The organism is Xanthomonas arboricola pv. juglandis (genome assembly GCF_001013475.1).
In the GTDB taxonomy this organism is placed as follows: domain Bacteria; phylum Pseudomonadota; class Gammaproteobacteria; order Xanthomonadales; family Xanthomonadaceae; genus Xanthomonas; species Xanthomonas arboricola.
The window spans coordinates 1,080,070-1,098,046 of the sequence record NZ_JZEF01000002.1; the positions used below are offsets into that span (position 1 = coordinate 1,080,070).

The following is a 17,977-nucleotide window of genomic DNA, read 5'->3' on the forward strand; positions in this document are numbered from 1 at the left end:
CCTAGGGAGATGTCGCTCCTTATCGAACAAGCCCGCTACCACCTGTCCGCCCACAACGCCCGGCAATTGCCCGACGATGGCGGCTACGAGGTCGCCTTCGCCGGCCGCTCCAACGCCGGAAAATCCAGCGCGCTCAACGCGCTGACCCGCCAGAACGCACTGGCCCGGGTGTCCAAGACCCCCGGCCGCACCCAGCAGCTGGTGTTCTTCCAGATCCAGCCCGAGCGCTATCTGGTGGATCTGCCCGGTTACGGCTACGCCAAGGTGCCGCAGGACCTGCAGGCGCATTGGCAGGCCTTCATCGACCGCTATTTCCGCACCCGCGAAGCCTTGCGCGGGCTGGTGGTGGTGATGGACATCCGCCATCCGCTCAAGGATTACGACCTGCAGATGCTCGGCTATGCGGCCGAGCGTGGCCTGCCCGCGCATGGTTTGCTGACCAAGGCCGACAAGCTCGGCCGTGGCCAGCAGATGCAGACCCTGCAGAAGGTCAAGAAGGAAGTGACCTCGCGCTTCGGCGACAGCGTGACCGTGCAGACCTACTCCGGCGAGTCGCGCCAGGGCGTGGACGAGTTGCGCGGCATCGTCGGCGGCTGGCTGGGCCTGGACGTCGCGGCGCCTGCCGCGGAGTGAGCCGAGGCGGGCCTGCGCATGACGCCTGGCCCTTCAGACCATCAGGACGGCCAGCCAGGGCTCGCCGTTTTTTCATTGCGGCACGGCGCCGAATTCGGTCGGCACCCAGGCGAACGCCTTGCCCTCGCGGCGCACATGACCCAGGCCCGGGAACGGCAGATGCGCGCCGGCCACCCACCAGCGGCCGTCGGCGGCCTGCGCCAGCAGACGACGCCGTGAGGCGATCGCCTTGCTGCGGTCGCTGTCGGCCTCGAACGAGGCGTCCGGCCGGGCAAACTGCACGGCGTGGTAGTGCAGCACATCGCCCCATACCAGCACGGTGTTGCCGGTGCCACCGTCGAAGCGATAGGAGACGTGGCCGGGCGTGTGGCCCTGGCTGTCCAGCGCGGTGATGCCGGCCGGCAATGCGCTGATGCCGGGCTGGAAGCGGCGCAGCCGACCCTGGGCCTGATACGGCGCCACCGCTGCGCGTGCCAGCGGGAAGGCGAACTGCAGCGTCGGCGCGGCACCGGCCTCCGAGGCACCGGCCTCCGAGGCCGGATCCAGCCAGTACGCGGCATCGGCCTCGGACAGCCACACCGTGGCGTTGGGAAAGGCCGGCGTGCCCTGCGCATCGAGCAGGCCGCACAGGTGGTCCGGATGCGCGTGGGTGAGCAGCACATCGTCGACCTGGGCGGGGTCGTAACCGGCCGCGCGCAGGTTGCTCAGCACCTGACCGAGGCCGGGCCCCAGGCACTGCGCGGTGCCGGTATCGACCAGGCTGAGGTGGCTGCCGTCCTGGATCAGATAGGCGTTGACTGCCGTCTGCAGCCCCTTGCCGTCTTCAGGCACGTAGCCCTGCGCGAGCAGGCGGTCGCGCTCTGCCGGGGCCACGTTGGACAGCTGTTGCCGCGTCAACGCCACGCTGCCGTCGAACAAGGCGGTGACGCGCAGCGTGCCGATGCGCTGCAGGTAGAAGCCGGGGACCTGTGCGTGGGTGGATGCGGGCGCAGCGGCGTGCGCCAGCGTGGCGCTTGCGGCGAGCAACAGCGACGCAAGCGAACGCAGGGCGGAAAAAACAGACATGGGCAACTCCAGGACAGGCGGCAACCGCCGCGGTGTCGCCATGCTGGCCGCGGCGACCTGCGCGATTCGCTCATTGCGCTGCGCGAAGCGCTCGCGTCGGCGATCTAGCGGCTATTGCCGATGCTGGCCGGATCCAGCCCGTAGCGCTGCTGGAAGCGCTGACTGAAGCTGCGGGTAGAGCGATAGCCGGCCCGCGCGGCCACGGTCTTGAGCGGCCAGCGCGTGCTGTAGAGCAAGGCCATGGCGTGCGCCAGCCGCGCGTCGGTGATCAATTCGCGCAGCGAGCGGTGTTCGGCAGCCAGATGCCGGCGCAAGGTGGCGCCGCTGATGCCCAGGCTGTCTTCGATATCGCGCGAGCGCCACGCCCGCTGCGGTTGCGCGGTGATCAGCGTACGCACCTGCTCGGCAACGCTTGGCGCCGGCGGCAGCAACAGGCCGCCGTGGCCGCGGCGGCAGAGGGTGACGACCAGTGCGGCCAGCGCCAGGCGTGCTTCGGTATACAGGCCGTGCTGCAGCGCCTCGCGCCATTGCCGCAGCGTCAGCGCGAAATCGATCGCCGGCAGCTGCGCGATGTCGGCGCCGGCCTGGGGTAGCGGCTCGTTCCACAACGCACGCGCAGCGGCCAGCGCCTCTTCGCAGAGCGGGATCACCACGCTCAGGTAGAGCCCGGTCTGCGGGTCGGGCGTGTTGATTACATCGATGCGGCAACGGCGCGTCACCAGGAACAGGTCGCCCGGCACGAACTGCAGCGATTGGGTCGCGCTGCGCACCTGCTTGCGGCCCTGCAGCACCATCGCGAACTGCGCCTGGGTCAGATCCACCGAGCGCGCCCCGTGTTCGCGCCGCGCACTCACGCAGGCAAACCCTTCGGCGCGCTCGCAATGCAGCAGGCTGGCCATCTGCGCGAGCAGGGCGTCGGTGGGTGTGGGCGCAACGGTCATGGCCGGGCGATGCTACAGGATCGCGGCTGCGCGGCTGAGGACGATCAAACGCCGTGCATCCGCGCGTGCGGGAATTAGCGGGGGCCAGTTTCAGCCTGGACGGTTGCAGCCTGCGGTGCCCTCCGTCACGCCCGGCCTCGGCTGCCACGGCTACGCCGTGCGCATGGATGGAAATCTCAGACCCGGCCGATGGCAGCAATTCTTTCCATGCCCTGCGGTTATAGTGCGGGCCTTGCGGTGGCTGGGGAGGACCCCCACATCGTTCCCTAAATTTTCCTGCGAGCCTGCCCTTGTCGAGTCCCAGCCACGTTGCCGAAACGCCGATCACCGAACGCGCGGAGCTGGTCCAGGTGCTGGCCTCCGGCGAGAAGCCCAGCGCTGACTGGCGGATCGGCACCGAGCACGAAAAGTTCGGCTTCCAGCTCGACGACCTGCGCGCGCCCACGTTCGAAGGCGAGCGCGGCATCCAGGCGCTGCTGACCGGGTTGACCCGCTTCGGCTGGGAGCCGGTGCAGGAAAACGGCCACACCATCGCGCTGCTGCGCGACGGCGCCTCGGTGACGCTGGAGCCGGCCGGCCAGCTGGAACTGTCGGGTGCGGCAGTGGAAACCCTGCATCACACCTGCGTGGAAACCGGCACCCATCTGGACGAAGTGGCGCAGGTGGCCGGCGAGTTGCAGCTGGGGTTCCTGGGCATGGGCTTCCAGCCCAAGTGGCGCCGCGATGAAATGCCGTGGATGCCCAAGGGCCGCTACCAGATCATGAAGAACTACATGCCCAAGGTCGGCTCGCTCGGCCTGGACATGATGACCCGCACCTGCACGGTGCAGGTCAACCTGGATTACGCCACCGAAGCGGACATGGTGAAGAAGTTCCGCGTGTCGCTGGCGTTGCAGCCGATCGCCACCGCGTTGTTCGCCGATTCGCCGTTCACCGAAGGCAAGCCGAACGGCTACCTCAGCTACCGCTCGCACATCTGGACCGACACCGACGCCGACCGCACCGGCATGCTGGACTTCGTGTTCGAGGACGGCTTCGGCTACGAGCGCTATGTCGATTACCTGCTCGATGTGCCGATGTATTTCTCCTACCGCGACGGCGTCTATGTCGATGCCAGCGGGCAGAGCTTCCGCGATTTCATGCAAGGCAAGTTGCCGGCATTGCCGGGCGCGTTGCCGACGCTGCGCGACTGGTCGGACCACATGACCACCGCGTTCCCGGAAGTGCGCCTCAAGAAGTACCTGGAAATGCGCGGCGCCGACGCCGGCCCGTGGGACCGCCTGTGTGCGCTGTCGGCGTTTTGGGTCGGGCTGCTGTACGACGACACCGCGCTGGATGCGGCCTGGGATCTGGTCAAGGATTTCAGCACCGCCGAGCGCCACGCGCTGCGCGACGGCGTGCCCAAGCATGCGCTCGGCCTGCCGTTCCGCAATGGCACGGTGCGCGATTTGGCGGTGGAAGCGGTCAAGATCGCCCGCGAGGGCCTGCGTCGGCGTGCGCGCCTGAATGCCGATGGTCAGGACGAAACCGGCTTTGTGGATGTGATCGCCGAGATCGCCGAGAGCGGTGTTACCGCCGCCGAGCGCAAGCTGGCGCTGTATCACGGCGCATGGAAGGGCGACATCGATCGCGTGTTCCGCGAGTTTGCGTACTGAGCGCTTGCTGATCGCAGCAGTGGTCGCGCGCGGCTGATCGATCGCGCGGATCGTTACCTGCAGGCGTGAACTCTCGGGTGCGCGCCGGCCGGCATCGCCGAGCTCGCGGGCGAGAGAACGCGCCCTAGCCCAGCCCTAGCGCCGCTCCGGCATGCACGGCAGGCGCACCGTCACCCGCAGGCCGCCACCTGTTGCACGGTTGTCCAGGCGCAGGTCGCCGCCATGCGCCAGCACGATGCTGTGCGCCACCGACAAGCCCAGCCCGATGCCGCCGGTGTCGCGATTGCGCGAGGACTCGCCACGCACGAACGGCAGCAGCAGCTGTTCGCGCTGGGTCGGGTCGATGCCGGGGCCGTCGTCGTCGATCCATAGCACACCGTCTTCGCCATCGCGCTGCAGTTGCAGGCGCGCGCGCTTGCCGTATTTCAGCGCGTTCTCCAGCAGGTTCATCACTGCGCGCCGCAAGGCCAGCGGGTCGCCATCCAGGGTGATCGCCGGGCCGGGCAGCAGTTCGGCATCGGCGCCGATGTCGGTGGCGTTGTCGACCACGCTTTCCACCAGCAGGCGCAGATCCAGCGGCGCGCGTTTGCCGCGGTGGCGATCGTTCTGGATGAAATCCAGCGCGGCGGAAATCATCGCCTTCATCTCGTCGATGTCGGCCAGCGCCTTGTCGCGCAACGGCGGCTGCAGGCCGTCCAGGCGGAACGACAGGCGCGCCAGCGGTGTGCGCAGGTCGTGCGCGATCGCCGCCACCATGTGGGTGCGTTCGTTGATCAGGCGGTTCAGGCGTGCCTGCATCGCATTGAACGAATCGGCCGCGCGCACGATCTCCGGCGGGCCGCTGCGTTGCAGTGCCGCAGCATCCGGGTTGCGGCCCAGCCGGTCGGCGGCTTCGGCAAAGCGCTTGATCGGCGCCGACAGCGCGCGCGAGAACCACCACGCCAGCGGCACGTTGGCCAGCAGGCCAGCCAGGAACAGCAGCACCACATGGGTCTTGAACTCGGCCGACAGCCGCCGCGGTGGCGATTCGACCGTGCGCCAGCGGCCATCGGGCTGTTGCAGCGCGGCGGTGAAGCCGTCCAGCAAGGGCACGCCTGGGGTCAGGCGCTCGCTTTCCCAGGCGCCGGGGGTATCGTCCGGACGCAGCCCATTGCCGAACGGCGGGGCGCCGGGGTGGCGATCGCGCGGCCAGTCGCCTGGCGCCGGCGGCGAACGCTGCAAGGCATCACGGCGATTGCCGGTGGGACCGGCATCGCCATCATCGGCCCCGAATGCCTGCGGTTGGCTGGGCATGCGCGGCGGTGGAGACATGCCGATGCGCGGGCCCTGGCGATCGTCGGCGCTGCGGTAGAAGCGCACCCGCTGCTCGGGGACATCCAGCCAATGGGCCAGCAGCATTTCGGCGAACCCGTCGCGCACCTGGCCTGCCGGCGGCAGCGGGGCCTGGGCCGATTCGTGCACCGTCAGGGTCTGGGTGCCGGCCGGCATGCGCGTGGACAGCAGCGCCACCACTTCCGGCGGATGCACCGGCGGCTCGTAGACCGGGGTGCGCATCACCAGCAGGGCGATGCCGACCGCCTGGGCGGTGAGCAGTGCCACCGCCAGCAGCACGAAGGTACGGGCAAAGATCGACAGCCCGCGACGTGCCGGTTTACTCACAGACGCGAAACGCCCGGCAGCAGCATGTAGCCCTCGTTGCGCACGGTGCGGATCAACTCGGTATGCACGCGCTCGTTGATCTTGCGGCGCAGGCGGCTGATCTGGCTGTCGATGGCGCGGTCGTAGACGTCGGTGTCGCGGCCACGGGCGTAGTCCAGCAACTGGTCGCGGCTGAGCACCCGCTGCGGATGCTCGACGAAGGTGCGCAGCAGCGCGAACTCGCCGTCGGACAGGTTGATGAAGATGCCGGTGGGGTCGCGCAGGTCGCGCCGCACCACGTCCAGCCGCCAGCCGGCGAACTCGTAGACATTGCCACGGTGGTCGGCCTGCTCGCTGCTGGCCTGGCTGCGGCGCAGCAGGGCGCGTACCCGCGCCAGCAGTTCGCGCGGATTGCAGGGTTTGGCCAGGTAATCGTCGGCGCCCACTTCCAGGCCGATGATGCGGTCGGTGTCGTTGCCCAGCGCGCTGAGCATGATGACCGCAGGTGAACCGCGCTCGCTGGCCAGCGCCCGCGCCGCGCTCAGGCCGTCTTCTCCAGGCATCATCACGTCGAGTACGATGAGGTCCGGGCGGCGCTGGGCGATGCTCTTGCGCATCTCCGCCACGTTTTCGGCAACGTCCACCTGGTAGCCGTGGGCGCTGAGGAACTCGCCGATCAGCTTGCGCAGGTCCGGGTCGTCGTCGACCACAAGAACGCAGGGTTGTTGCATGTCCATGGAGATCATCGTCGGTGGCGCGGCACTTGGCCCGCGCAGGGTGGTGGCGACCGGATACATGGTGCTCGCAGTTGCAGGGCTGGAGCACCCATCATAATGATTGAATTTGTCAACCTTTGGCACACGTGTGACGCAACATGACAGAACGGGACATCGCGCAGGAAACCGGGCCATCGACACTGTGCCGCAGCAATGGCGAGTGTACGCATGACAAGGCGTTTCCGATGATGCGGGTGATCAGCCGCGACAACGGCGTGGGCCTGACCCGGGACATGGTGCTGATGGCGCAGACGCTGCGTGCCGGCGGCATACCGGTGCAGGAAGTGGGCTTCACCAGTCAGCGGCTGCACGACACTGCGCGCGAAGCTCGTCTGTGGGCCAGTCGCGCGCTGTTCGGGCGGGTGCCGGTGCAGATCTTTTCCGAGCGCGTGTATGCGCGCTGCCTGCCGCTGGGCCAGACCAACCTGCTGGTACCCAATCCCGAATGGTTGCTGCCCAAGTGGCTGCCGCGGCTGCCGCAGTTCGACGCGGTGCTGTGCAAGACCCATCACGCGGAGCGGATTTTCCGCAGTCTGGGCTGCACCACGCGGTTCATCGGCTTCACCAGCCCGGATCGCCACGACGCACAGGTCGTGCGTCAGCGTGCGTTCTTCCATCTGGCCGGGCGCAGTACCGCCAAGGGGACCCGCGTGCTGCTGGAGACCTGGCAGCGGCATCCGGAATGGCCGCTGCTGACGGTGGTGCAGAACCCGCGCACGGCCGGCAAGCCGGTGGTGGCGCCGAACATCGACCATCGCGTCCGTTATCTCGACGACGCCGAACTGCGCCGCCTGCAGAACGCGCACCTGTTCCATCTGTGCCCATCCGAGGCCGAGGGCTTCGGGCATTACCTGATGGAAGCGCTGAGCGTGGGCGCGGTGACCCTGGCCACCGACGGTGAGCCGATGAACGAGCTGGTCAGGCCCGAGCACGGCGTGCTGATTCCGGTGGCCGAGGTGCGCCAGCGGCGTCTGGCGTCGTATTACTACGTGGATGCGGCGGGCATTGCGCAGGCGGTGGAAACCGCGCTGGCCTTGCCGCAGGCGCAGCTGGATCAGCTGTCGGCCAACGCGCGGACGTTCTACCAGGCCAACGATGCCGCATTCGCCGCGCGCTTTCGCAATGCGGTGCTGGCGTCGTTGCCGGCAGATGCGGCGGACGTCGCCACAGACGTGGCTCAGGCGGTCGTCGAGAACTGATGCGTTAGCCCCTGGCTTGGCCGGGTCACCGCTCTGACAACGCTCCGGCGTGTTGGATACAGCACGGTGCTGGCGTGGTCCCAGGTCTTGCACGCTGCATGACGGCGCACGCCAGCGATCGGCGCGCAGCGGCAAATGCACGACATATCACGATGCAACGCTCTCCCTGACCAAGCGGGTATAGCCCGCTATTGCCATGTGCGTGCGGTACGCGCATGCGCCATCCAGCCAGGGAGATCGACGATGGTCCAGACACGCACCACAGCCGTTGCCATCAGTGCATTGCTCGCAGTGCTCGGCCTGGGCGGCTGCGCCAGTTTCTGCGGCGCGCCTTCCGGCGGGCCACCTCCGCCGCCCGCGCCACCGCAGGCGCAGCGTGGTCCGCCACCACCACCACCGAGTGCGAGCGATCTGGCCGCGATGCAGGCCTGTGCTCGTGAGCAGGGAATCGCATCGCCCCCGCCAGCTGCGGCCACGCCGCATCCCGATGCGCCCGCGCAGGGCATGAACCGCAGTGCGTTTGAGCGCTGTCTGGTCAGCAAAGGCGCGAGCTGGCCAACGCCGATGCCCGGCGGGCCCTGGCGCGACGGCCCGGCGCCCGATGGCCCGCACGGGCCTGGAGAACCACATGGTCCGCCGCCCCATGATCCCGACTTCGACGCCGCGTTGCAGGCCTGTGCCACCGCGCAAGGCATCGCGTTGCCTGCGCCTGACGCGCCGCCCGTCGGCCCGCCACCGCCCGCGCTGTCGCAATGCCTGGAGGCCGAAGGTTTCGCGCCACTACCGCGGCACGGCTGATCGTGCTGATCACGCCTACCGTCGGTTCCAGCTGCTGGCGGCGATGCTGCAGCTGGAGTGGGTTGCGCACGAGCGGCGGTCGCCCTGCGCGACGCACTGCTGGATCCGGACGAAGCGGACGCTGGCCGCGCTTGGCGGCCTCTACCTGGATCCTCTGACAATCGCCAGGCAGTCGCGAGGCCGACTGAAGCGATTTCCCTCCGTGATGCTTCAGCCGGGTCCTATCCGTGCGCCAGGCACCCGACGACACTCGGCAGTGTCGAGCACGCTACTGACAAGCTCTTCGCCATCGATTGCCCACTGTGTGGGCTCACCCGGTACGAATGATCGATGACGATGCGCGCAGGCAAGAGCCGGACACGATGAGTGCCGTGCCCGACGACACCATGCAGGACAACGCGGCGCTGCAGGACGAGCTTTCCGGCATGCGTCGCCTGCATGCACTACAGGTCAGCCTGGCGGCACAGGCCGATGCCCGCATCGCGCTACAGGAAATCACTGCGCTTGCCTGTGCCTTCGCGCGTACCGATTGCGGCTGCGTGCAACTGGTCAGCGCCCACAACAGCGAGATGGAGCTGCGTGTCTATCGCGGACATGACGAACGCAGTGCATTCGTGCAGCAGTTCCTGAAGGACGGCTTTCAGGCGACCTGCGACACCGTGCGGCGCGAACGCCGGCAGTTGGTGATCGAGGACATCGAAACCTTCACCCCGTTGAAGGGAACCCCCGATTACGAGGCAGCGCTGTGCAGCGGCATCCGTGCTGCCCAGTTCACTCCGTTGTTCAATCGTGCTGGTGGCCTGCTGGGATTGCTCGGGACCCAGTTCACCGTGCCGTATCGGCCTGCGGAGCATGAACTCAGATTGCTCGAACTGCTCGCATGGACGGCTGCCGACTACATCGAGCGCCACCGTGCCGAGCTGGCACTGCGCACCAGCGAATCGCGGCTGGCCGCGCTGTCGGCGGCGAGTTCCGAGGTGCATTACCGCATGAGCGCCGACTGGGACGAGATGCACCAGCTGACCGCCGGCGAACGCGCTGCCGATGCGATGGCGACCAGCCGTTCCTGGATCATGGATTACATCCCTGCAGAGGATCAGGCGCTGGTGCGGAGCAGGATCGATGCAGGCATCCGCGCGCGCAGCGCGATCGTGTTCGAGCACCGGGTGCGACGCGCCGACGGCAGCATTGCGTGGATGGCGACCAAGGCGGTACCGGCACTAGATGCGGACGGGCGCGTCACCGAGTGGTTCGGTGCCGGCGCCGATGTCACCGCGCGCAAGCAGGCCGAGGAACACCTACGCGAGAGCGAGGCGCGGCTGACCTATGTGCTCGATCAGGTTCCGATCGGAATTGGCCTGTTCGATACGCAAGGCCGTTTCACCTACCGCAATCCACAATTGCGTGACCAGTTGGCAGAGCGGGTTCCTTCGCGCGAATCAGTGCAGGAGCAACCGCGGGCCGGTGTCGACCAGCAGGGGCAGGCGGTCGCGATCCAGGAATTTCCCTGCGCCCGCGCGCTGCGTGGCGAAGACACGACTGTGCCGGTGGATTTCATCGATCCCCGTAACGCGCAGCGATGGTTGCGCATCACCGCGGTGGCGCTACGCGAAGAGGACCGTGTGACCGGTGGCGTTGCGGTGGTGCAGGACGTCACGGTGCAGCGCCAGGTGCAGACGGAAGTGGGCGCGCTTGCCGAGCGCAATCGCGACATCCTCGAAAGTATTTCCGATGCCTTCTATGGCGTCGACGCGCAGGGGCGCTTCACCTACATCAATCAGAAAGCCGAGCTGCTGTGGGGGCGTGCACGCGACCAACTGCTGGGAAACCTGCTGTGGGAGCAGTTTCCCGACTCGATCGGGTCGCTTCCGTATCAGGCGCATGTGCGCGCGGCACAGACACGCCAGGTGGTCAGACTGGAAGCCTTGTCGCCGGCGTTGGGGTACTGGGTTGATACCAGCATCTATCCCACCAACGATGGCGGCATGTCGGTGTACTTCCGCGACATCTCCGACAAGAAACGCGCCGACGCGCGGCTGCGTGCCAGCGAAGAACGCTTCCGCACCGCGTTGACGATCGAAACCGTCGGCGCGACCTACTTCGACATGGGCGGCCGCCTCACCGATGCCAACGACACCTTCCTGAAAATGAGCGGCTATAGCCGTGCCGACGTGGAAGCGGGCACGCTCTCCTGGCAGGCGCTGACCCCACCCGGAGCCAGGGACCTGTGCGAGCGGGCGTTCGAGGAACTCAGGACCAAGGGCAGCGCCACACCGTATGAGCGCCAATACCTGTGCAAGGACGGAACCCGGCGCTGGGCCCTGTTTGCGTCCAAGCGCTTGCCCGATGGCACCGGCTTCGAGTTCGTGCTCGACATCACCGACCGCAAGCTCACCGAAGCGGCGCTACGCGAGGTGCAGGACCGCAATGCCTTCCTGCTGAAACTCTCCGACGCCTTGCGGCCACTGCCCGATCCGGCCGCAATCCAGGGCGAGGCCGCACGCGTGCTGGGCGAGCATCTGAACGCCGGCCGCGCCTACTACGTGGAAGTGGATGCCAGGGCGCAGCAGTACGTGGTCGAGCGCGACTGGCATCAGCCCGATGAAACCAGTCATGCGCGTCGCTTCGCGTTGACCGACTGGCCGATGCCCTGGCTGCTCGACGCGCAGACCTGGGTGGTGCGCGATGCCGCCACCGATCCTGCATTGCCCGACGATCAGCGCGCAGCCTACCTGGACAACCAGATCGCTGCGCTGATCGTGGTGCCGCTGATCAAGGGCGGCCGGCTGGTGGCCACCTTCGTGGTCAATCAACGCAGCGCACGCAACTGGAATGCCGCCGAGATCCGTCTGGCAGAGGAAACCGCCGAGCGCACCTGGGCGGCGCTGGAGCGTGCGCGTGCACAGGGCGCGCTGCTCGAAAGCGAGGAGCGCTACCGGGTGATCCTGGAGAGCGCGCTCGACTATGCAATCTTTACCACCGATACGCGCGGACACATCCAGACCTGGCCGCCGGGTGCGGAGGCGGTGTTCGGCTGGACCGCGGAAGAGGCGATCGGCCAACACATCGCGATGACCTTCGTTGCCGAAGATCGCCTGACCGGCGTGCCGCAGCGCGAGATCGAACAGGCGCATTACACCGGCGGCGCGCCGAATGTGCGCTGGCATCAATGCAAGGATGGCCGGCACGTGTTCATCGAAGGCGCAACGCGGCCGCTGCGCAATGGCAGCGCCGAGCCGCTGGGCTATCTCAAGATCGGCCAGGACGTGACCCGACGACGGCAGTGGGAAGATCGCCAGCAGGTGTTGCTGGCCGAGCTGCAGCACCGCACGCGCAATCTGATGGGTGTGGTGCGTGTGGTCTTCAATCGCACGCAACGCAGCAGCAAGACCATCGCCGAGCTGGCGCTGATCTACAACGATCGCCTGGATGCCCTGGCGCGCGTGCAGGGCCTACTGTCGCGCCTGAACGATGGCGATCGCATCCTGTTCGACGAATTGATCCGGGTCGAGCTGTCGGCCATGGGCGCGATCGATGCGCAAGGCCAAGGCGACCGCGTGACACTGGACGGCCCCGCCGGCGTGCGTCTGCGCTCCAGCACCGTGCAGACCTTTGCGCTGGCCCTGCACGAGCTGGCGACCAATGCCAACAAGTACGGCGCGCTTGCACAGGCCGGCGGCCAGTTGCGGGTGCGCTGGCACTTGCTGGGTACCGCCAAGGGCATCCGCCTGCGCATCGAGTGGAGCGAGACCGGCGTGCACATGCCGGCGCCTGGCGAAGCGGCGCAGGGCTCCGGCTATGGGCGCGAGTTGATCGAACGCGCGCTGCCGTACCAGCTGCAGGCCGAGACGACCTACGTGCTGGGGCCGGACGGCGTGCGCTGCACCATCGAGCTGCCGGTGTCGGAGAGCATGCGTCTGGAAAGCGACGACGGCTGAAGATGCGTGCTGCGCCTGCACACGCCTGCCAGTGGCGTGCTGCAGTGCGACGACAGCGGCGGCCGGCACGCCTAATTCCCAGCAGCGCAGCAGCACGGGTCGACGAGCGGCAGGTGCCTGGATGGACGGTCAGCGCCATGGCTGGCGCGGATGTTGTCGCGGCTGGGCGCCGATCCAGGCAGCAGCCGTCTTCGGCGCTGGTTGAGCGAACTTCCTCGCAGGCATGGATTTTTTCGGGCGAATCCATATACTGCCCCCCAGTATTTAGCCGGAGCCGTCATGCCGCATTCGCCGCAGGAGAAAAAGCGGGCGCTAGCGCGCGTGCGACGCCTGCGCGGGCAGTGCGACGCGCTTGAGCGCGCGTTGGAGGCGGGCGCAGACTGTGCGCCCGTGCTGCAGCAGATCGCCGCGATCCGGGGTGCCGTCAACGGGCTGATGTCACAGGTGCTCGAAGCGCATATCCGCGAAGACTTCGGCCACGCCGCCGCCTCCGATGCGCAGCGCGCCGAGCGGGTGCAGGAGCTGCTCGGGCTGGTCCGGTCCTATCTCAAATGAACTCCCACCGGGCCGGCGCCTGCCGTGCCCGTCCTTGAACCCCATCGTCAGGAGCGCCACCACATGAAATCCCGTGCAGCAGTTGCATTCGGACCCGGCAAGCCGCTGGAAATCGTCGAGATCGACGTCGCACCGCCACAGGCCGGCGAAGTGCTGGTCCGCATCACCCACACCGGTGTGTGCCACACCGACGCGTTCACGCTGTCCGGCGACGACCCGGAAGGCATCTTCCCGTCCGTGCTGGGCCACGAGGGCGGTGGCATCGTCGAGCAGGTCGGCGAGGGCGTGACCAGCGTCAAGGTCGGCGACCACGTGATCCCGCTGTACACCGCCGAATGCCGCAAGTGCAAGTTCTGCCTGTCGGGCAAGACCAACCTGTGCCAGGCCGTGCGCGCCACCCAGGGCAAGGGCCTGATGCCGGACGGCACCACGCGCTTCTCCTACAACGGCGAGCCGATCTACCACTACATGGGCTGCAGCACCTTCAGCGAGTACACCGTGGTGCCGGAGATCTCGCTGGCGGTGGTGAACCCGGAAGCGCCGCTGGAAAAGGTCTGCCTGCTCGGTTGCGGCGTCACCACCGGCATCGGCGCGGTGCACAACACCGCCAAGGTCAAGCCGGGCGAAAGCGTGGCGGTGTTCGGCCTGGGCGGCATCGGGCTGGCGGTGATCCAGGGCGCGGTGCAGGCCAAGGCCGGGCGCATCCTGGCCATCGACACCAACCCGGGCAAGTTCGATCTGGCGCGCAGCATGGGCGCCACCGATTGCATCAACCCCAAGGACTACGACAAGCCGATCCAGGAGGTCATCGTCGAGCTGACCGATGGCGGCGTGGATTTCAGCTTCGAGTGCATCGGTAACGTCAACGTGATGCGCTCGGCGCTGGAGTGTTGCCACAAGGGCTGGGGCGAGAGCGTCATCATCGGCGTGGCCGGCGCCGGCCAGGAAATCAGCACCCGTCCGTTCCAGCTGGTGACCGGCCGCGTGTGGCGCGGGTCGGCGTTCGGCGGTGTCAAGGGACGGACCCAGTTGCCGGGCATGGTGGAGCAATCGATGAAGGGCGAGATCGATCTCGATCCGTTCATCACCCACACCATGCCGCTGGAAGAGATCAACGAGGCCTTTCACCTGATGCACGAAGGCAAGTCGATCCGCACCGTGATCCATTTCTGACCGTACGGCCAGGAGCGGCGCGCGGCCGCTTCCGCGCACGTGGTACCCGATACTCCGGGAGGGGCATGATGACCAGCGTCTCGATTCATCCTTCGGTAGACAGTGGTGTAGCGCGTGGCGGTGCAGAAAGCTTTCAGGGCGGAACCCTTGAATGCCACTGCGCCAGCGACAAGGTGACCGTGGACGTGGCTGCGCAGACCGCGCACAACCACGCCTGCGGCTGCAGTAAATGCTGGAAGCCGGAAGGCGCAACGTTTTCAGTGATTGCGGTGGTGCCGCGCGACAAGGTCACGGTGACCGCGCATGCGGAAAAGCTCAAGGTCGTCGACGAAAGCGCGGCGATCCAGCGGCATGCGTGCACCGGCTGCGGCGTGCATATGTTCGGTCGCATCGAAGACAAGGGGCACGCGTTTTACGGGCTGGACTTCATCCATACCGAGCTGTCGCAGCAGTCGGGCTGGTCGCCGCCGGGCTTTGCGGCGTTCGTGTCCTCCATCATCGAAACCGGCACGCCGCCGGCGGACATGGACGGCGTGCGCGCGCGTCTCAACGAGCTCGGGCTGACCCCGTACGACTGCCTGTCGCCGGGATTGATGGATGCGCTGGCCGCCAATGTGGCACGCAAGAAGGGCTTGCTGCACTGATCGCCCACCCCCGCGGCCGGCGCTCGTGCCGGCCGCAGGTTTTTATCGAAGGAATCTCATGGAACGTATCGAACACCATGCCTGCTTCGGCGGCTGGCAAGACGTCTACCGGCATCAGTCGCAGAGCTTGAACTGCAGCATGCAGGTCGGCGTCTATCTGCCGCCGCAGGCCGCCGATGGCCCGTTGCCGGTGCTGTACTGGCTGAGCGGGCTGACCTGCACCGAACAGAACTTCATCAGCAAGGCCGGCGCGCAGCGGTATGCGGCCGAGCATGGCGTGATCCTTGTCGCGCCCGACACCAGCCCGCGTGGCGACGATGTGGCCGACGCGGATGGCTACGACATCGGCAAGGGTGCCGGCTTCTATGTCGACGCCACCGAGCAGCCGTGGGCGGCGCATTACCGCATGTACGACTATGTGGTGAACGAATTGCCGGCAGTGATCGAAGCGCAGTTCGCCACCACCGGTGCGCGCGCGATCAGCGGCCATTCGATGGGCGGCCATGGCGCCTTGACCATCGCGTTGAAAAACCCGGGCCGCTATCGCAGCGTGTCGGCATTCTCGCCGATCGTGGCGCCCAGCCAGGTGCCGTGGGGCGAGAAGGCATTCGGCCAGTACCTGGGGGCGGACCGCACAGCGTGGCAAGCGTACGACGCCACTGCGTTGATCGCACAGGCGCAGGAGCGCCTGCCGCTGTTGATCGATCAGGGCGATGGCGACGAATTCCTCGAGAACCAGCTGAAGACGCCGCTGTTTGAACAGGCTGCCAAGGCCGCCGATTATCCGGTCACGGTGCGGCTGCAGCCCGGTTACGACCATAGCTACTACTTCATCGCCAGCTTTATCGGCGAACACATCGCACACCATGCCGCGGCATTGCGTGGTTGATCGGCTGGTCGAGTGCGCAGTAGATGCGTGGTATGCGATGGTGGATGGTGGTGCGCATTGCGTTACGTTGCATTGTCGCGCAGCAGCGCTGCCGTGTTGCGTGGGCCGCGGCTTGAGCAAGGCGTCGAATCGACCTCCCTTCTCCCATCGGAGAAGGTGCCCCGCAGGGGCGGATGAGGGTACGGGCTCACGGGCGGATGAGGGGACGGCGAAGCTTGGTGGAGCGCGAAAGTTGGCCGTTAGAGCGGCTGATCTGTGGCGTGGCTGCAGGGCCCTTGCCCGCCCACCATCGCGGGACACGCCGCAAGTACGTCCATGTAGGCTCTTACGCGGCATCCATGCCGCGTAAGGTCCCGCGACGGTGAGCGGGCAAGGACCAAGCGAGATGGTCGGTGTGCTGGTGCAAGCAGAGCATGGCGTGCCGTTGTTTGGATAACGGCGTCCTGTCAGCTTTTCAATACAGCGCATTCAACAGGCAGGCTTCAACACAACGCCCTGCAAACTTTCTGCTAAGGCGCGCAAGCAGCCTTATCGCATCCGAAGTCTGCGTCGACCAGCTGCGTCACATCATTATCTTGTCGGCTATAGCCATTGCCACAAACCAAGAACGGCTAACGCACCACCTGCGCCGCAAGCTTGCCCAATCGGCGCATCGCACGCTCCAGCGTGTCGCTCCATGGCTGGCCGCAGGTCAGCCGCAGGTGATCTGCGTAGTCGCCACGGCTGGAGTACAGATGACCGGGCGAGGTGCCGATACGTTCTGCCAGCGCGGCCTCGAACACGGCCTGGCCGCTACCGCCGTCGGGCAATTGCAGCCATAGCGATAACCCGCCTGCCGGGTCGCCCACGCGCGTGCCTTGCGGCCAATGCCGCACGATGGCATCGCGCAGCCGCTGCCCGTTGTCGGCCAGGGTGCGGCGCAGCTTGCGCAGATGCCGTTCCAGATCGTGTTGCGCCAGGTAATCGGCCAGTGCCAGTTGCGGCAGGCTGGCGCTGCCGACGGTGGAAAAGTACTTGGCGCGCACCAGGGCGTCGGTCCAGTCGCCACCCAGCAACCACCCCACCCGCAGGCCGGGCGAGAGCACCTTGGAGAACGAGCCGCAGGTGATCACGTTGGCATGGGTATCGAAATGGCGCAGCGGACGTGGACGTTGGCCCGACCAATCCAGTTCGCCGTAGATATCGTCCTCGATCACCACGGTGCCATGGCGTGCGCAGCTGTCGAGCAATGCGCGCTTGGCGCTGTCGGGCGTGAGGCTGCCGCTTGGATTGTTGAAGTTGGGAATCAGCACCGCCGCACGCACCGGCGTGCGCTGCAGCAGCGTATCCAGACGCGCGACATCGATACCCTGGCCGGGAAGGTTGGGTACTTCCAGCACCTTCAGGCGCAGTGCCGCCACCGCCTGCAGGATGCCGTGATACGTGGGCGTTTCCACCAGCACCACATCGCCTGGCGCGGTGAGCGTGCGCAGCGCCAGGCTGATCGCTTCCATTGCGCCGGCGGTGATCACCACTTCTTCCGCATCGACGGTGGTTGCGCAGTGTGCATAACGTTGTGCGATCTGCCGGCGCAGTGCGGGGTGGCCTTGCGGCGGTGCGTAATCCAACGCCGCCGAGCGCTGGCGACGCAGCTGCCGCGACAGGGCCGCGGCCAGTTGTGCGGTGGGCAATAACTCAGGCGCGGGGGTGGCAGTGTGCAGTGGCACCAGGTCGGTACGTGCCAAGGTGTCGAGCACGCGCTGCAAGGCCGGGTTGTCGACCATGCCCGGCTTGCGCCGACGTGTGACGGGTGCTGCGGCCGGCAATGCAGGCGTCGTACTGCGCACGAAGTAGCCCGAGCGCGGGCGCGCTTGCACGCGCCCTTCGCGTTCCAGTTGCAGGCAGGCCTGCACGGCGGTGGCGGTGCTGATGCCATGGTTGGCGGCCAGTTGCCGGATCGAGGGCAGGCGCTCGCCGGCACGCAAGATGCCGCCTTCGATCTGCTGCCGTAGCTGCGTGGCCAGCGATTCGTACAGCAGCATTTGCGGGCGCCTTCCATCTGTATTGGTCGATTTGCAGCGTATCTGAATCTGT

At 67.1% G+C, this 17,977-nt stretch carries 13 protein-coding genes; 8 read left to right on the plus strand and 5 right to left on the minus strand.

Features of this window, described 5'->3' with window-relative positions:
• Positions 1–9: 9 nt before the first annotated feature.
• Complete coding sequence (gene yihA, locus XARJCFBP2528_RS09965; protein ID WP_024939454.1) at positions 10–633, plus strand: ribosome biogenesis GTP-binding protein YihA/YsxC; 624 nt, start codon at positions 10–12, stop codon at positions 631–633.
• 72 nt (positions 634–705) lie between these two features.
• On the opposite strand, the gene XARJCFBP2528_RS09970 is transcribed toward yihA, so the two are convergent.
• On the minus strand, positions 706–1,698 hold the full coding sequence (locus XARJCFBP2528_RS09970; protein WP_047124634.1) for an MBL fold metallo-hydrolase: 993 nt from the start codon (positions 1,696–1,698) through the stop codon (positions 706–708).
• Positions 1,699–1,802: 104 nt separating this feature from the next.
• The gene (locus XARJCFBP2528_RS09975; protein WP_039514206.1) at positions 1,803–2,639 is read right to left on the minus strand and encodes a helix-turn-helix transcriptional regulator; all 837 of its coding nucleotides are present in this window, start codon (positions 2,637–2,639) and stop codon (positions 1,803–1,805) included.
• A gap of 290 nt (positions 2,640–2,929) precedes the next feature.
• On the opposite strand from XARJCFBP2528_RS09975, the gene XARJCFBP2528_RS09980 reads away from it, so the two are divergent.
• Entirely contained in the window at positions 2,930–4,294 is a 1,365-nt protein-coding gene (locus tag XARJCFBP2528_RS09980; RefSeq protein WP_039514204.1) for a glutamate--cysteine ligase, read from the plus strand.
• Positions 4,295–4,429: 135 nt separating this feature from the next.
• Here XARJCFBP2528_RS09980 and XARJCFBP2528_RS09985 read toward each other — a convergent pair whose 3' ends face one another.
• Together XARJCFBP2528_RS09985 and XARJCFBP2528_RS09990 are read right to left on the minus strand one after the other, a co-directional pair.
• Entirely contained in the window at positions 4,430–5,953 is a 1,524-nt protein-coding gene (locus XARJCFBP2528_RS09985; protein ID WP_039811051.1) for an ATP-binding protein, read from the minus strand.
• Positions 5,950–6,669: a response regulator gene (locus XARJCFBP2528_RS09990; RefSeq protein WP_087962308.1), complete on the minus strand. Its 720-nt coding sequence runs from the start codon at positions 6,667–6,669 to the stop codon at positions 5,950–5,952. The genes XARJCFBP2528_RS09985 and XARJCFBP2528_RS09990 overlap by 4 nt, the downstream gene beginning before the upstream one ends.
• 137 nt (positions 6,670–6,806) lie before the next feature.
• On the opposite strand from XARJCFBP2528_RS09990, the gene XARJCFBP2528_RS09995 reads away from it, so the two are divergent.
• From XARJCFBP2528_RS09995 to fghA, 6 genes are all read left to right on the plus strand, one after another.
• Positions 6,807–7,907, plus strand: a complete 1,101-nt coding sequence (locus XARJCFBP2528_RS09995) for a glycosyltransferase (RefSeq protein ID WP_047124635.1) — start codon at positions 6,807–6,809, stop codon at positions 7,905–7,907.
• 1,160 nt (positions 7,908–9,067) lie between these two features.
• The gene (locus tag XARJCFBP2528_RS10005) at positions 9,068–12,643 is read left to right on the plus strand and encodes a PAS domain-containing sensor histidine kinase (protein WP_235444143.1); all 3,576 of its coding nucleotides are present in this window, start codon (positions 9,068–9,070) and stop codon (positions 12,641–12,643) included.
• 279 nt (positions 12,644–12,922) lie between these two features.
• Complete coding sequence (frmR, locus tag XARJCFBP2528_RS10010; protein WP_016902624.1) at positions 12,923–13,198, plus strand: formaldehyde-responsive transcriptional repressor FrmR; 276 nt, start codon at positions 12,923–12,925, stop codon at positions 13,196–13,198.
• Between the two features lie 63 nt (positions 13,199–13,261).
• On the plus strand, positions 13,262–14,371 hold the full coding sequence (locus tag XARJCFBP2528_RS10015; RefSeq protein ID WP_016902625.1) for an S-(hydroxymethyl)glutathione dehydrogenase/class III alcohol dehydrogenase: 1,110 nt from the start codon (positions 13,262–13,264) through the stop codon (positions 14,369–14,371).
• 68 nt (positions 14,372–14,439) lie between these two features.
• Positions 14,440–15,015 (plus strand): S-(hydroxymethyl)glutathione synthase, encoded by a 576-nt coding sequence (gene gfa, locus XARJCFBP2528_RS10020; protein WP_026064350.1) that lies wholly within the window; start codon positions 14,440–14,442, stop codon positions 15,013–15,015.
• Positions 15,016–15,073: 58 nt separating this feature from the next.
• Positions 15,074–15,904: an S-formylglutathione hydrolase gene (fghA, locus tag XARJCFBP2528_RS10025; RefSeq protein ID WP_016902627.1), complete on the plus strand. Its 831-nt coding sequence runs from the start codon at positions 15,074–15,076 to the stop codon at positions 15,902–15,904.
• Between the two features lie 611 nt (positions 15,905–16,515).
• On the opposite strand, the gene XARJCFBP2528_RS10030 is transcribed toward fghA, so the two are convergent.
• Positions 16,516–17,925 (minus strand): aminotransferase-like domain-containing protein, encoded by a 1,410-nt coding sequence (locus XARJCFBP2528_RS10030; protein ID WP_047124637.1) that lies wholly within the window; start codon positions 17,923–17,925, stop codon positions 16,516–16,518.
• Positions 17,926–17,977: the final 52 nt, after the last annotated feature.